Genomic DNA, 15638 nt, shown 5'->3' on the forward strand with positions numbered 1-15638 from the left:
GGGCCCGGTCCGTCCTGCGCTGACAAGTGGCTCCACGCTGCAACCGTCAGTGTTTCGCATGCTAGTGAGTACCCCTCGAAGATGTCAACCGGTAGGACGGTCAGTGTCTGCCGCGGCGCGCACGGGCTGCAAATCGAGGACGACGGTCTGCCACGCGGCACGCTATACACATCCCTCGACGAACGGGCCGCTAACCCATAGCGAGCCGTTGCTGTACATGGCGGTCCCGTTGTCGTCGGTGTAGCCGTGCGATTGCTCGTCGACACGCAGTCTGGTGTTTGGCACCAACTGACCGTTCACCTTGACGCTCTTGATGAACAGATTGCGATCACCTGCCTTGCCGTCTCCGCCCCACAGGTCGTTGGTGTAGCGAAGCTCGATCGTCTTCGGGTTAGGCACGCTGCTGAGATCGATGTGGAACGGCTTGGCCAGGGTTGACGCCTGCATCAGCTCCGCCATGGCGGCTTCCGGCGTCGATGCGACGCTTTCCTTGCCCGGGACGTCGATCTCGGCTGTGGTCTTTCCGTCGACCACGACATCGAACCGAGGCGCGCCCCGGAGATTAATGCCGGCAGCGTCGACCTCCAGACTGGTGATGGCGCAACGTCCTGTCTCTTTCGCCGCGGCGGCCACCAGGTCGGCCACGCGCTCTCTCTGCGATTGCACCCATCCGGCGATGGGCTGCAGCAGCGCGTTTCGATCCCCGGCATCAGTGAAGAGGTTGGTTCGCTCATCGGAATCGGCCTTGAGGTCGTATTCCTCCACCTTGCCGGTGGTCGCGTTGAAGATGACCTTTCGATCGTTTTCGCGATAGCCGAACAGGAAACCGGCCCAGGGATTGAAGAAGAAGGTCTTGTTTGGCCGTTGCTCGCTGAACAAAGTGCGCCCCTGCCACTGCTTGGGCAGCGCAAGTCCGAGTATGTCGAAGATCGTCGGGGCGATATCGACGATGCCGCCGACCGGGTGAGCAACTTCATCATGAAAGAGATGCTTGTTGATCATGATGAGCGGGATGTGGATGTTTTCCTCGTAAATCGCGCTGGCATGAATGTAGTCGCCATGCTCCCCGAACGCTTCGCCGTGATCGCCCAATATGACCACCAGCGTCGAATCGAGCTTGCCAGACTGCTTGAGCGATTCAAGGATCTCGCCAAGGGCCGTATCGCCGACCTTCAGGGCGTTGAGATAGGCATTGAATTTCTGGTCGTCCGAGTAGTGGACCAGCGTGTTGCCATCGGAGGAAGGCGCCATCTTCGAAAACATCGGGCTGTCGGTGATGTAGGGATAATGGGTCATCGCCGTGAACATGATGCCGAAGAAAGGTTTTGCCTCGTCCTTGTTCATCCAGTCGATGATCGACTGCGCCGTGCAAAGGTCACTGTTGTAGTCCATGTTTTTCCACTGCTCGGAGCTGAGCTTGAAGGTCGGGGTGCCGCATTTCTGCCCCCGGTAGTCCTGGATCACATCCAGTCCCTTGTTGAGGAAAAACTCATCGACCCGTTGGAATCGGGAATCCGCGCTCCAGAAAAACCCTGTGCGGAAATTGTTCTTGGACAAGGTGTTGGAGATCGAGTCCAGCGGCAGATAGGGGTACCTTGCCGTCATGCCGTAATATGAAATGTCGTTGTACATCGAGGTGAGCAGAGAAAATATCGAGTAATGCGTGGACGGTGCGTGCGCATATATGTTGTCGAATCGTATCGAGTCCTTTGCATACCTCTTCATATTCGGCGTGACCGGATACTTGCCGCCAAACGTCTCGATGTATTTGGATGGCACCGACTCCATCATGAAAATCAGCACGTTCTTGATCGGGTTCGGCGTCGGCGCCTTGAAGGTCGACGTTTCCGGCGGTCGCTCGCCGACGCTGGCGACATCCGGGTCATTGGTGCTGGCATTCATCGTCAGCACGACCGGCGTTGGATTGAGCAGGGCCGATTTAACAAAATACAGGATCGGATTGTCGATCTCGGCCGCCGGCAGCGCTTCCGCACGTACGTGGTGTCCACTACCGGCGATGGCAGCGCCGACACACACAACGAGCACGCCCAGGAAGGCCCCGTAGCCAGCGGCGCTCAGCCGCTGGCACAAACTGGCCGCGGCATAGCCAAGAATGAGCACCAGGATGACGGACCCGGAAAGGGTAGCGAAGTCCTTGATGTTGAGCGCGTCGCCCATCGCGTTCCTGGCATCGGCATTCTGCAGGAAGTCGCCATAGACCAGCCACTGGAACGTGAACGGTTCGCCCAGCATTTTGACGAGATTGATGTTGGCAAATCCCCAGCCCAGAGAGACCACGATAGCAACATAGAAGAGCAAGACGACGATTGCTGAGCCGAGACGGCTCGCCTTTGCCAGGAACAGCAGGACCAAAGTCGTCACAGTCAGGGACGTAACGACAATCAGGTCATAGTAGCTCGATGCCAATCCCTTGGGGACGGCCGCCAAAAGGCCTGATACCGTGGTTTGCGGATCAATGATTGCGCCGCGGTAGACACCCAAAAGCAGCCACGACAACAGGCCCGTGCAGATGACCCGCAGGCTCCTGCGCCGGAAGCGCACATTCTTCGCCGAAGCGGTCCCCGCCTTCGACTGCGTAAGGCCGCTCTCAGGTCGGCTCGCCGACCCCCTACTGCCGCCGATGCTCATACAAACTACCCGCCGCCAGTTTGCGCTTCGGCCCCAAACAATGGCCGACAGCCTTCAAACCCCCACCCGCAGAATCGGCTTGCGCTAAAAAAGAGTCAATGAAATGGAGCTTGCGTTAACCACGCCTCTTGAGAACTGGTTAATCCACGCGATAATCGGCGAGGCGTTGTTCCCAGGTGAGCTGTTCCATCAACTGGGCACCCGCCATATGAATTGACGAACGGCGGGCGCCGTCGACCACCCGCCGTCATGACGTTTCAGTACTGCGCAGGCAATCAGCCGCCGCGCAGACGCGTTGGGCTCAGGCTCGCGACGGTCATGCCCTGCTGTTGGGAAGGACACGTCGGCAGAAAGCGGCTCGCATCCGCGTATGTCATGGTCGCGATGGAGCTCTTTAGCCCCCCACGCTTGGCGATCCAGCCGCGAACCCAGCCAGGGTAGTTTTTCATCATGAAATTCGCGGCCACCTGATTGCCGCGCGCAGAAACGCCATACGGCAGGTGAAAGCCGAACGACGCGCTCTGCGTAATGCACACCTTGCTCTTGGGCATCGACAGATAAAGCGTGCAGGCCGAGTCGCACGAACCGTTGAACCGCACAAAAGTGCCACTGCGACGCATTTTTAGCGCACGAATGGCATAGTCGATCACATAGCCGCCGCGATCGCCACTGATGGTCTTGACGTTGGCCGTACCAAGGCTGATGCGCGGACGCAGCAATTCTCCTGCGGAGCTTGCCGAGACCAGTGCGCCGATCAAACCGAGCGCACCGAGAAACTTCATTGTCGTTTTCATTTGCGCCTCCTGCTATTCCGTCAATGACTAGCTGGGAGGCGTAAAAATTGAATATTCTGTGTCGCTAAATTTGAATCAGTCGATCGATTATGCAGTCGTTTTAGAACTTCATTGACGATTTGGTTTACCAATGACGCAGAAGCATGATCACTGAAAAGTAAACCTGTCGCAGGCATCATTGCAGATGACTGTGCTGCGTAGCGCAATCGGCGGATTTGGATCAGAGGAAGTCGGATGGCCGTTGGTGGCAAGGAGCAGAGGAGGTCAAAGGAAGGCAAGCCTCGCCGGGTCTGCGTCGTGACGAATGCAATCGACCATGGCGGCGAAGATGGCGCCATGGTCGAGTTGGCCAGGCTTTTTGCCGAAGAGGGGGACGACGTCACCCTGCTATGGGTTCCAGGCAGGGATGCTCCAACGGAGGAGGCCGCGCGCCACCGCGAGCTGGAGGCGGCATCGGTGCGGCTGGTGATTCTCGACAAGTCCGATCAGCTGCTTCCTTCGCTGACGACACCCGAGAGCCGGTCCGCCGCTGTGCTGCATTATCTCGAACGGTCCGGCCACGATTTGGTCTACGCGCCCCTTGAGGGCGGGCTGCTTTACTACACGCTGCTGGCTGTCGAGACTGCGGCTTTTGCCGCGCCGCCGATCGTGGTCGTCGCTCACGCTCCGGAAGAATGGGAACATGAAGCCGACAAGGCGTTCTTCGAAAGCACCGAGGTGATTGCCGTCGCATTTATGGAGAAATACTGCGCCGAGATGGCGAACCGGACGATCTGTGTGTCCGCAGCCTTGCGACACTGGATGTTGTCGAAGGGTTGGAAGGTGAAGAAGGCGATCGTGACGCCGATGTTGCCGTTGCAGGATCGTCTCGCTCCAGCCGGTGCGCGATCGTCGACGGGCGGAGAACTTGCCGTCTTGGCCGGATGGCGCTTCCGCGATGGCCTGACGCTGCTTTGCGACGCGCTCGACATCATAGCGCCAATGGCGCCAAAAGGGCTGACGGTCACCGCATTCGGTCCATTTGGAAAGATCATGGGCGAGCACAGCGGTGGACTGCTGCTGAGACGCGCCGAGCGGTGGCCGTTCAAGGTCAACCTGTTGGCGCACGCAAGCCCCGCCGCAAAGCTCGACTACGTCGCGCGGGCCGGCGCGATTGCCGTCATCCCCGCCCGCGCCGCATCGACGGGCGGCACCGTTGCCGCATGCATCGAGGCGGGATTGCCTTTCGTTGCGACCAATGTGGACGCGAACGCCGAGCGCTGGTGTGCGCAGGCGAGGCAGCCGCGGCTGGTCGATCCTGATGCCGCCACGTTGGCGCAGGCCATTTCGGCGGCGCTCGATGACCCGCCTCGCCCACTGCCTGTCGACAGCCTGAGCCAATGTCGGCAGTCCTGGCTGGATACGCGCAACTTGCCGACGCCAACTAGGCGCTGGCGCGTCGACAAAAGTGCCGGGTCGTCACCCTTGGTCTCTATTGTCATGGCCCATCGCAACCGGCCGCTCTATCTGAAACAGGCAATCGCTGCGATCGAAGCGCAAACCTATGATCACCTGGAACTGGTTCTGGTCGACGACGGAAGCGACCTGGATGAAGTCAGGCGATTGCTGGATACGCTGGAACCTACCTTCCGTCAGCGCGGGTGGAAGATTCTGCGCCGACCGCACAAGCACCTCGGTGCGGCGCGAAATGCCGGCATCCGCGCTTCGCATGGCGAGCTGATCCTGTTCGTCGACGACGACAACGCGCTGTTTGCGGAGGCCGTCGATCATTTCGTGCGTGCGATGGCTACATCGGATGCCGACATCTGCACTGCGTTCCAACTGATCTTCTACGAGGATTTCGTGCCCGAACATCGCGCCGACGGGCTGATCCAGTACCTGCCTCTGGGTGGTCCCGACGCGCTCGGCCTGATCCATAACGTCTACGGTGACGCGAATGCGATTATGCGCCGGTCTGTCTTCTCGCGGATCGGGTTCTTGATCGAAAAGCCGGGCTACGCCATGCACGACTGGGAATTCTTTGCCCGAGCCTCTCTCGCCGGTCTCAAGATCAGGACGATTCCAAAGCCGCTATACTGGTATCGCTCGAAACCGGATGGCATGTTTCGGACGTCGAACTGGTACGACAACCGGCTTCCCATCCTGGAGGCGTTCAGGTCGAGCCTGCCCGATGGCGCCCGCCTGCTGCATCATTTGGCCATTGCCCAGAACGCGCACCGGTCTGAAATTGAAAGTGCCCGTGAAAACCTGAAATATACCCCCGGCAATCGGAAATATCTGGAGCTTTGCGGCATCGAGCCGAACAGCGATGCGGCCATAGAGAAGCTTGCCAGCATTGCTGGGTCGATCGGCCGCCCCGATACGGCTGCCACTTTGCTTGGGCGCCCCGCCACAGACCACAATGCCGCCGACCGTCCTGATGTCGGCGGCGGTTCTATCATTCTCGACTACGACATGCTGCGGAGTGCGCGGTTGCTTACACCCCGCGTCTCGGCTCTCCCGCTGCTGCTTGTCGCACCGGACGACGGCGGGGTGTTCTTGCGTCCGCATGCGGACGGCCCGGTCGCTGCATCGCTTGATCATCATTTTCCAGCCTTCTTCCGGAAGGTTGAAGCATCCGTCGAAATCGCTCATGCCGATGCGCCGGCGATGGATTTTGCTCTCGCCCTTGCTCGACCCGACCAGCCCATAGATTGGCAACAGGACATCGGCAAGCAAACGATCGCCTTCTCAGGCTGGATGAGCATCGAAGACAGATTTGTGCGTCATCACTTGGTGGCAACGCTTCGCACACGAAGGAAGATGCTGCTTTCAATCGTTCTCGCCGTTCGTTTCACCGCAACGTCCAACGGTTTTCCCACGAATGCGTTCTTCCGCACGCTGACACTGTTCAGCGACTAAACGTCGATCCAACCAGGCAAGGGAGATCCGAGCGCAAGCCAGGCCCGTTCATCGGTCGTGCGCGTTAACCACGTTGGTGGAACCTTCCAAGAATGGTTGACAAAACGTTAACAGACGCTAATGTTTCAGTGGGTTGAGTAGGTGGGGTGCGTTATGCGTAGGATTCATTCTCTACTGTTGGGTGGACTTAGTCTGCTGGGGTTGAGCGTCGCTTTTTCTGACGCGGCGCAGGCGAAGACCGAAGTTGGCGTCAAGGAAGCCGAGCTTGCCTGCGAGCAGGCCCTTAAAACCGGCACCATCGAGGCACTTGAGGATTATCTGCACCGGTACCCGAACGCTCCGACAGCCTGCAAGGCGCTTGCTCTCAACAGTTTGGGCCAGTTTGCGGGCGGTGAAGAGGGCAAAGGCCACGGTGAAGGTGGCGGCCGCTACGGCGGATAAGCATCAGCCGGATTTTCCCTCAGTAGTTCGAGCACATCAGGTGGCGTAGTCGCTGCGCTGGTGTTGCATGGCCAGGGTCGAAACGAAACCGGCGAAGGGCTCCGAGGTCGTCATCCAGCCGAGTTCGACGAGTTGCGCGCCGTCACCCCGATAGCAGACGGAGCTTTGGTTCCGAAGCGCGAGTTTCGGATTGCGCTCCAAGGCCTCCATGTAGGCAGCGCGCTCCTCAAGCGTCTTTTCCTTGAGCTGCGCATTTTCACTCAGAGACGACGCTGATTTCTGGCGGAATCCCCAGACGAATTTGAAGTGCAGCAATGCGACGCGCAGTTCGCTGAATCGGACCTTGCTGATCGTGTGCTGTGCGACGTGATAACGCGTGCCGCGCCCCCATTTCACGATCGGCACCTTTGTCAGGCACGGGGGAAAAGTTTGCTTGAACCGGCCGTGCCAGAAGACCCGTTCCCTCACGCCACCGAACATCTGCTCGGGTGGGTACATACCGTCGCGCGGACGCAGCCATCCCGGCTCCGGGTCGAAGTAGGGTGAAGCTTCAACAAGCGGGATCTTGCCATCATAGCTGTATTCGGCCAACGGGCCATCGGCGTACATGTCGATCATGGAGCCTATGACAGCGTCGACGCCGGTCGAATCGAGGTAGCTGCAAAGCTGCTGGAGATTTGCCCGCTCAAAATCGGGATAGACGAGAAGTTCGTCGGCGTCGATCGAAAGGCACCAATGGCCGGTGCCGAACACATTCATGAGCGTGTTGATCCATCGCGGCGGATCGATGTTTTCAGCGAAATGCGATCCTTCCGTGTGGAAGCAGTGGCTGTCCGGCTGCTCCAGGATCAATTCGCGGGTCCCATCCGTGGAGCCATTGTCCAGGAAGAAGAACCGATCGACGCCCAGGCCGCGGTAGTGGTCGAGAAGTTGCCGCAGCAATTGGGCTTCGTTGCGCAGTCCGACAAAGCACAAGATCTCGCCATCGGTCACGTCAATGCGCCGGTCGTCCAGTCGCGCGAGATGTTTTGGGGATCGAAGTTCAACCATCCGAGGTCATCAACCAGTTTACGCGAAAGGCAGGTACGCTGCTGAGAGTCCCGCGAAACGATTATCAAAGTGTTATCCAACTGTTGGCAAGACTGTTTCGAACGAAGCGGCCTGACAAGGGGGGTCATTGAGCATTGGTTCCAAGGCAGGCGCCATGCCCACGGGCAAGCGACAGGCAAGCCATAAGCCTCGCAATGTGTGTGTCGTTTCGGAGGTTGAGTTCGGCTCGACGGCGACTGGCGATCACGGGTCGGTAACCTACGCGCTGGCGCAGCATCTGGCCGGAACCGGCGATACCGTGACGCTGCTTTGGGCGCCGAGCCCGCTCGGCAGCCAGCCCGATGATCAGGAAATAGTCAGGCTGGGCAAATGGTGCTTCGACAATTTCCTGGTGCGGCTCGAATTGTTGCCGCCCTCGCCCGAGTTGCTGCGCGGCACGGAGTCCTGCGACAAGAACTCATTGGCCGCCTACCACTACCTCAAGCAGAATGCATTCGACGTCGTCTATTTTGCGCTTGAAGGCGGACTGGCGCATTTCTCCACCCTTGCGAAGCGCACAGGTGTCTTTCCCGATCCTCCTACGATCATCGTGCTCGCACATGAGCCCCTTGTGTGGAAGCTGGAAGCCAATTCACGGGCGGTCGAACGCAAGGAGCAGATGACCGTCGCGCACATGGAAAAGAGGTCGGCCGAGACGTGCGACCATCTTGTCATCGCTGGCCAGTCGCTGCTCGACTGGATGGCCAAGGCGGGATGGAAGTTGCCCACCAGCCATCACATTGCTGCGCCCCTCGAGCCGGAGGAGTGGCGTTCCAAATTCGCTGTCGATCACTACAGGCCGCGGGATCGGCCAACCGCCGAAGTGATTCATTTTTCAGGCACAGAGGCGCGCGATGGGCTGACGCTGTTCTGCGATGCGCTCGATCGTCTGGCCGACAGCGGCGTCACCGATCTGACAGTGACGGTAGTCGGCGCGTTTGGTCATGTCCTGGGCGAGCATTCGGGTGGCATGATCGTTCGGCGTGCGCGGCAATGGCCGTTCAAATTGAAGCTCCTGCCCATTCGAGATGAGCCTGACATCTATAGATACCTGCGGCAGAGTCATGCTCTGGTGGCGATGACGCACTCAGCGGCTCAGCTGCCGCTGGAAGTGATGACGTGCCTTAACGAAGAGATCCCGTTCATTGCGACAGATGTCGGCAGCATTCGTGACGTGCTCCATCCGAAGTCGGCCGATGCCGTCCTGATGGATGCGTCGGCCTCCGCCATCGCGGCCAAAATAGCGTCTGTGCTGGAAAGCCGATCGTTTCGTCCGGCAAAGCCCCTGCAAAAGCGGGAAGCGCTCGAGAAAGCCTGGAGCGGGCTGCACGCGAAATTCTCCCGCGAACCCGGCAAGGTCTCCAGTCGCAGGCGGAGCCAACGGCCGCTCGTTTCGATCATCACTGCGCACTACAACCGGGTGCACCTGTTGCCGCAGGCGATTGCCTCGGTTCGACGCCAGGACTATCCCAACATCGAATTGATTGTCGTCGATGACGGCAGCACCGATCCCGATGCAATCAACCTGTTGGCGGAACTCGAACCGGAGTTCGAGCAGCGAGGATGGCGGATCATCCAGCAGAAGAACGGCTTCCTCGGCAAGGCGCGCAACACCGGTATCCGCGCCGCCAGGGGTTCGCTGATCCTGTTCCTGGACGACGACAACGTGCTGTTCCCAAACGCCGTCAGTACGTTCGTCGCCGGCATGCAAAATTCCGGCGCCGATATCTGCACGACCTTCGCCAAGTGGCTCAACGAGCCCTTCGTGCCGCCGGACACCAGGAGCGGCTATGTGCTCTACTTCCCGGTCGGCGGGCCGACGGACATCGCCATGCTCAACAATCCGTATGGCGATGCCAATGCGATGTTCCGGCGTGAGGTGTTCGACAAGATAGGTTACCTCAACGAAGAGCGGGGGTTTTCCGCAAGCGACTGGGAGTTTTTCCTTCGCGCGGATCTGGCAGGCCTGGAGATCGTCCCCGTCCCGGAGCCGCTCTATTGGTACCGGTCGGCACCGACGGGCATGAACCGAAATGCCGAGTGGCTGAGGAATCGCAAGCCGATCATCGCTGTCTTTCGAAAGCATCGATTCGCGAAAACAGAAATGTTCGTGCAACTCGCCATCAGCTCGAACACCGATAATCATGAGAAGGAGCTCAACCTCTGGAATCTGGAGCTGCGGGTTAACGACGAGCGGTATCTCAGGTTGAGTACAGGTCCCGCCAATACCGCGGACGCCATGCAGTTGCTGGCCGAGATCGCGGCACGCGAAGGCAGGGCGGATACCGCAATTTCGCTTCTCGCCCGTGCAGGACGAAGCGACTTTGCTGTGGGTGTGGTTGAAATACTCAACGCGGCGACCGGAGAGACGGTGCCCGAGTTGAATTCCTCGCTGTACAGCGAGCAGTATCTTTCCGCCGAGCCCATGCGCCTAGCTCATGTCGGTTCGTATCCGGATGCCGATCCGGACCTGCTGAGCTATGTCGAACTGTCTCCAGACCAGTTGTTCCTCGAAGCCAGGGGCAGCAATGTCACCATGGCTTTGCTGAAGGGAGTCTGCCCGCCGGGCACCGTAGGCGCGACGTGTTGGGTTTACCTCGACGAGGAACTGACGGGCTCTGCGCAGTTTCAGCTCGCGATCGTAGACGCAGAAAACCAGACCTTCAGCAATTTCGCCCGGCTGCTTGAGGATGGCAGCGGGAGCGGTTGGGCTGATGTCAGCCGACGGCACGAAGCGCGTGAGATAGGGGCGATGGTCAGTTCGCCGGCTACCGGCCGACGCGATTTGTTGTTGGCAGTCAAATGCGGCGGCAGCCGCCCGGAGGCGCGCGTCCTCGGCGGCTTTTCAAGCGTCCATATCCGCCATGTCGTTTCGAACGATGCCAGGCGCCCGCGCCTCAACGCACCCCAACAGCGCCAACGCACCCGCCGAATGACCAATGATGACCTGAAGCGTGCGGCGCTTGTGACGGATTATCCCTCCGAGCTGCCGACGCTGCTCATCGCCGGCGACAATGGCGGTATATTCCTGCGGCCGAATACGCACGGTCCGGTTGTTGCCGCCCTCAATTCGGCCTTCCCGGCCTTTGCCAGAAGTGTCATCGCGACAGTGGAGATCGCCCACGATGAAGCATCCCCATTCGAGTTCGCCATGGCGCTCGGCAGGCAGGAAGAAAAACTCGTGTGGAAACACGATGCACCTGTCGGCGCGCTGTCATTCTCGGGATGGACGCGCGTCTCGAGACCGTTCGAACTGCATGACCTGAAAGTTTCGACCCGGGAGGTCGATCGCAAGTGGCTGACGATCTATCTGGCAATCCGGCTGCCATTCGGCTCGAAGCCGATGCCGTCCAATGCTTTCTGGCGCAAGCTGTTGCTGGTGTGGGACTGAGGGGCGCGGGTTGTCGGGACGCGTCGCGCCTTGTCGACTTTTAAGTGCGGTAGTAGATTAAGTCCGCGTGGAGGCGCCAAGACAATGAAGAAATCACTCGGCCTTGTTCTGGCATTTATTGTCATTACCGGATGCGCAATGTCTTTCGGCGCGGCCGCCCAGGAACGCGACGTGGGGTCTAAATGCACGCAGTGGAATGCACATCGCGTCCTCTTCAAAAAAGGTGAAGGCAAGATATCCGAGGAATCCGCGAAGGCCCTGGCGGCTTTCGTCAAGGATGCTGGGCATGATTGCGGCTACCGGCTCTACGCAACGGCGAGCAAGGAAGGCAACTACAACAAAGCCTACGACATCGCTGGTCTCAGGCTCGATGCAACCGGCGATTTTCTCAAGGCGCAAGGCGTCAAGCCCGAAATGGTGCTGGTGCTTTCGCATTGGGTTGACGACGGCGCCGCCGACACCAATACGGCGCGGAGCGCGATACTGTACACGCTGCCAAAGCAAGGCATATCTTGCCGGCAATATGAGAAGCGCAGCCCTGTGCAGGTCGACCTGTTTTTCTATAGCCAGTCCTATGTGATTTCACCGCGGGTCAAGGCCGACCTCGAGAAGTTCGCCGCCAGCATCCGAGACTCACGTTGCAATGTCGAACTGACGGCTCTCGCGGCCATGGAACTCACCGGCGCCGACGCTGCAAAGACAAACAAGGAACTGGCCAAGCAGCGCCTGAAGGCGGTCGAGGATATCTTGACCGCAGCCGGGATCGACAGCGATCGTCTGGTAGACACGAAAGTCGAGTACGTTGGCGACCAGAAGCCGAACGGCGTTCGCAGTCGTCTGGCGACCGCGTCCCTGATGTAACAGCTTGCCAGATTGGCTGACCCGCGACGGACCCGCAACGATGTGGGGCTACGGCGCACCACACCTGACGCTGGACGGCTGGAAGGCACACCTCGACCAGTTACTCGCGATCGGCACGGGCAAGGTCCATGGCGGGCGTGGGGATTCCCTGCCGGTGGCCGAGGCGGCCCAGCAGATCGCTATGTCGACAAGCCGACGAGATCGTCACCGCCTTATCAACCACGGCGTCAATGACGGCCCAGGGATCTGGTGGGCTTTTCTGCTGGGGCAGGTGTTGAATGTGGGCCGATCATACGTCCGCGATCAATCCGCCGCAGCTCGGCGGCCTTGACCACCCGTTGCAGCCCGCCGACGTCACGAAATGACGGACGGGCACCTCCACAGGTTGCCTCTTCACGCCAGCACGCCTGTGCCACCGTCGCTGCCTAAGAGGCGGCGACGGTGGCCGCTTGAAGCAGAACCCGCGCGCCGGTAACCGCGTAGGCAGGCTCCACATATTCCGCCTCGTTGTGGCTCAGCCCGTCACGGCACGGCACAAAGATCATCACGGCAGGCGCCACCCGGGCGAGGAACAGCGCGTCATGGAATGCACCCGAGATCATCTGTTTGTGCGGCAGCTGTAGGGTATTGGCGGCCTCCTCGACGGTTTTGACCATATCGGGAGAGAATGCCGCCCCCGGCATGTCGAACTTCAGCCTATATGTCCGTCGTCTCCGACCGCATCCGCCGCGAACTCGGCCGGCCGATCGGCATCAATGTGCTTGCCAATGCCTCCATTCCCGCGCTGTCGATCGCCAGTGCCTCCGGTGCAGCCTTCGTGCGCGTCAATCAATGGGCCAACGCCTATGTCGCCAATGAGGGCCTTATCGAAGGCGAAGCGGCGCGCGCCATGCGTTTCCGCGCTAGGCTTCGGGCCAACGGTATCCGCATCTTCGCCGACGCGCATGTCAAGCATGGCGCCCACGCGATCGTCGGCGACCGGCCGATCGAGGAGCAGGTCAAGGACCTCGTGTTCTTCGATGCCGACGCGGTGATCGCCACCGGCCAGCGCACTGGCCACGCCGCCGACCTCAGTTACATCAGGATGATCAAGGACGCCGCCGGACTGCCGACGCTTGTCGGCAGCGGGGTGACACCCGACAACGCCAACGATATCTTGGACATCGTCGACGGCGTCATTGTCGCCAGCTCGCTGAAACATGATGGAGTGTGGTGGAATCAGGTCGATCCGCAACGGGTGAAGGCCTTCATCCGCGGCCTCAAGCGGTGACTTTAGTGTCGGAGATCGACGGCGAGCGGCTGCTGGGCCGGCTCGATGCCTTCGCCCGGATCGGCGCGACGCCAGCCGGTGGCGTAAACCGACAGGCGTTCAGCATCGAGGATCGCGGCGCCCGGCGCCTGTTGGCGGAATTGGCGCTCGCGCGCGGCTTCGCGGTTTTCCAGGACGCCATGGCAAACCTTTTCATCCGCCGCGAGGGCACGGATGCCACCCTGCCGCCGCTGCTGATCGGCAGCCACCTCGACAGCCAGCCGACCGGCGGGCGCGAGGCAATGGCGAAGCTGATCCAAACGGCAGACGCGAGGCGCATCGCTTTCGTCGAATGTGCCCGCACTCGTGCGCCAACGCGAAAGTTGCATGTGGCAGGGGCGCTCAACTCTCGGCAATAAGACGGCACGCCGCTCTCGGCCCAGACGCGGCGGGCTTTTGCTTTGCAGATGCACCCGATCGAGGGCTGGCGCAATCCATTGATCCGAAGACTACAGCAGGATGTGGGCCTTGTGCCCGATCAGACCAGCCAAGATGATTATCACCGCCAAAACCACTGCCCATGAACAGGTTGCGGGCGACAAGCGCCTTTTCTCCCCGCGTACCGCTTGATCTCGCCAGCGCTTAGCCTAGTCAGCCCCTATGTTCATCTTGATCATCGGTTCGGTTGCCTTATCCACCACAGCAGGAAATCGCCGCGACATGCGCCAGCGCAGGGGAAGGGTTTGCCTGCCCGTTCCGGCTGAGTCGGCGCACCGTCTTAAGCTGAACTTCGGAAAAATTCGTCAAAGCGACAGTTGACGACAAGCTGATCTGGCCCTGTCTCATTCTCGTGGCCTCGCGCTTGTCGCCAATTACATCTACGACAACATTATCCGGTCCCTGCTGCGGCATCGGCCTTCATCTCGCCGCACACAAGAGGGCGTGACACAGTCGTAGGTGAATTCAATCGAGGGAACTGGCTGACTTGGCGCCCTACTCCGCCGGGGTCTTCTCGAGCACCGGCGCAGTTTTCCGGCCAAAGCGCTGGACGACGAAGCGGCCCGCCTTCTGGCCGGGGACCTCGATCAGAGTGTAGGTGATCCAGGACAGCAACGTCACCGTCGGCAGCACAACGGCAACGACGATGGCGAAGCGCAGCGGCGCCGACAATTCGTGGCCGAACTCACTGATGACGAACGCCGCGACGGGCTGCAGCACCAGCAGGTGGATCAGGTAGATGCTAAAGGAAAGCTCGCCCATCAGGTGGAAGAACCGGTTGCTGAGCGTCACGGCGATCGCTCGCGCCAGCGTTCCCGCCCTTCCAGGCAGCATGCGGTAGAGAACCAGGGCAAAGAAGCCCGCCACCAGCGCTTCGCGCACCAGAAGCTTGCCCAGCCCCTGATCGCCGCCAAAGGGCAGCGCCGCCAGCAGCAGCGCCAGTGCCAAGTACAGGATAGATCGCGGCTGGCTCTGATGCACGACTCCGGCCAGCAGCATCCCGCACAGGAATATCTGCATCTTCAGCGGCAGAAAGGACGGCATCGGAAAATGGATCGACAACAGCCGCATCGCAAACACGATGACGCAGCCGGCCGCCGCGACCACAAGGGCGCTCCTGATCCAGTCCAGCCTGCGCACCAGCAGCATGACGGCCGGGAACACGGCATAGAACTGCATCTCCAGCCCCAGGCTCCAGTCAGGCAGCGGCGTGCGATAGGCGAGGCTCGGCACCAGCCCAAACAGGAAGGTGAGATGAGCGACGATGTTTTTCAGGCTGCCGTCGAGGTAGCGTTCCGGCGCCTGGTGCGATCTGGAGAGGAAATCGTCGATGATGATCCTGCAATCGTAGAGATAGGGGCCAAGCGCCAGCGCCAGGAAAAGCATGACATAGAACAGCGGCGCGATCCTGAAATAGCGGCGCGTCCAGAATTTGAGCCAGGTTTCCGATCTTTGCCAAGGCTCCTTTTCCTGGCGCAGCTGATAGTGGAACACCATCAGGAAGCCGGACAGCATGATGAACAGGTCGACGCCGAGATCCGGCTCGCTGACGATCGGAATTTGCCAGCCGGTCAAAAGCATGCAGTGCCCGACCAGCACCCAGATCGCCGCAAGCGCGCGAAGCCCGTCCAGGCATTCGATGCGCGACGATTTGATGATGCTGGTTTCGTAGCTAGCCATGTTGCACTGCAGCATGGCGCCTGAGGAGCGATTGTCAACCCGGTGAGAGATGACGAATTGCGGTTACGATGGCGGATGCCGAATT

General features: G+C 60.1%; 9 protein-coding genes and 3 pseudogenes. 7 read left to right on the top strand and 5 right to left on the bottom strand.

What is annotated here, in order from left to right; genetic code table 11:
• Positions 1-162: 162 nt before the first annotated feature.
• Together NKL06_RS01065 and NKL06_RS01070 are read right to left on the bottom strand one after the other, a co-directional pair.
• The gene (locus NKL06_RS01065) at positions 163-2562 is read right to left on the bottom strand and encodes a sulfatase-like hydrolase/transferase (protein WP_031198858.1); all 2400 of its coding nucleotides are present in this window, start codon (positions 2560-2562) and stop codon (positions 163-165) included.
• 362 nt (positions 2563-2924) lie between these two features.
• A complete protein-coding gene (locus NKL06_RS01070; protein WP_023746383.1) occupies positions 2925-3443 on the bottom strand; it encodes a hypothetical protein in 519 nt (172 codons plus the stop codon).
• A 717-nt stretch (positions 3444-4160) separates the two neighbouring features.
• Between NKL06_RS01070 and NKL06_RS01075 the strand changes: the two genes are divergently transcribed.
• The gene (locus tag NKL06_RS01075) at positions 4161-6344 is read left to right on the top strand and encodes a DUF6212 domain-containing protein (RefSeq protein ID WP_502898774.1); all 2184 of its coding nucleotides are present in this window, start codon (positions 4161-4163) and stop codon (positions 6342-6344) included.
• Positions 6345-6521: 177 nt separating this feature from the next.
• Entirely contained in the window at positions 6522-6785 is a 264-nt protein-coding gene (locus tag NKL06_RS01080) for a hypothetical protein (protein ID WP_156936434.1), read from the top strand.
• Between the two features lie 36 nt (positions 6786-6821).
• Here NKL06_RS01080 and NKL06_RS01085 read toward each other — a convergent pair whose 3' ends face one another.
• Positions 6822-7835: a glycosyltransferase family 2 protein gene (locus NKL06_RS01085; RefSeq protein WP_023685755.1), complete on the bottom strand. Its 1014-nt coding sequence runs from the start codon at positions 7833-7835 to the stop codon at positions 6822-6824.
• Between the two features lie 154 nt (positions 7836-7989).
• Between NKL06_RS01085 and NKL06_RS01090 the strand changes: the two genes are divergently transcribed.
• The 3 genes from NKL06_RS01090 to NKL06_RS01100 all read left to right on the top strand — a co-directional run bounded on the left by NKL06_RS01090 (position 7990) and on the right by NKL06_RS01100 (position 12457).
• On the top strand, positions 7990-11265 hold the full coding sequence (locus NKL06_RS01090) for a DUF6212 domain-containing protein (protein WP_023693730.1): 3276 nt from the start codon (positions 7990-7992) through the stop codon (positions 11263-11265).
• 84 nt (positions 11266-11349) lie between these two features.
• Positions 11350-12126 carry an OmpA family protein gene (locus NKL06_RS01095; protein ID WP_084567736.1) on the top strand — a complete coding sequence of 259 codons (777 nt, stop codon included), beginning with the start codon at positions 11350-11352 and terminating at the stop codon, positions 12124-12126.
• A 40-nt stretch (positions 12127-12166) separates the two neighbouring features.
• Complete coding sequence (locus tag NKL06_RS01100) at positions 12167-12457, top strand: hypothetical protein (RefSeq protein ID WP_023670626.1); 291 nt, start codon at positions 12167-12169, stop codon at positions 12455-12457.
• A gap of 94 nt (positions 12458-12551) precedes the next feature.
• Here the strand turns inward: NKL06_RS01100 and NKL06_RS01105 are convergent.
• A pseudogene (locus tag NKL06_RS01105) lies at positions 12552-12815 on the bottom strand (M20/M25/M40 family metallo-hydrolase); the annotation flags it as partial.
• Here NKL06_RS01105 and NKL06_RS01110 point away from each other — a divergent pair.
• A pseudogene (locus tag NKL06_RS01110) lies at positions 12815-13396 on the top strand (BtpA/SgcQ family protein); the annotation flags it as partial. The pseudogenes NKL06_RS01105 and NKL06_RS01110 sit on opposite strands and share 1 nt — an antisense overlap.
• Positions 13393-13671 (top strand): annotated as a pseudogene (locus NKL06_RS01115) (Zn-dependent hydrolase); the annotation flags it as partial. The pseudogenes NKL06_RS01110 and NKL06_RS01115, both read left to right, overlap by 4 nt.
• 697 nt (positions 13672-14368) lie before the next feature.
• Here NKL06_RS01115 and NKL06_RS01120 read toward each other — a convergent pair.
• Complete coding sequence (locus NKL06_RS01120; RefSeq protein ID WP_031198854.1) at positions 14369-15553, bottom strand: acyltransferase family protein; 1185 nt, start codon at positions 15551-15553, stop codon at positions 14369-14371.
• Positions 15554-15638 lie beyond the last annotated feature (85 nt).

The organism is Mesorhizobium sp. C268A (genome assembly GCF_040324475.1).
In the GTDB taxonomy this organism is placed as follows: domain Bacteria; phylum Pseudomonadota; class Alphaproteobacteria; order Rhizobiales; family Rhizobiaceae; genus Mesorhizobium.

Bases quoted from the DNA above. Each gene is read 5' to 3' on its own strand.
- NKL06_RS01120 (WP_031198854.1), bottom strand. From the start codon at position 15,553: ATGGCTAGCTACGAAACCAGCATCATCAAATCGTCGCGCATCGAATGC.
- NKL06_RS01090 (WP_023693730.1), top strand. From the start codon at position 7,990: ATGCCCACGGGCAAGCGACAGGCAAGCCATAAGCCTCGCAATGTGTGT.
- NKL06_RS01070 (WP_023746383.1), bottom strand. From the start codon at position 3,443: ATGAAAACGACAATGAAGTTTCTCGGTGCGCTCGGTTTGATCGGCGCA.
- NKL06_RS01100 (WP_023670626.1), top strand. From the start codon at position 12,167: ATGTGGGGCTACGGCGCACCACACCTGACGCTGGACGGCTGGAAGGCA.
- NKL06_RS01095 (WP_084567736.1), top strand. From the start codon at position 11,350: ATGAAGAAATCACTCGGCCTTGTTCTGGCATTTATTGTCATTACCGGA.
- NKL06_RS01085 (WP_023685755.1), bottom strand. From the start codon at position 7,835: ATGGTTGAACTTCGATCCCCAAAACATCTCGCGCGACTGGACGACCGG.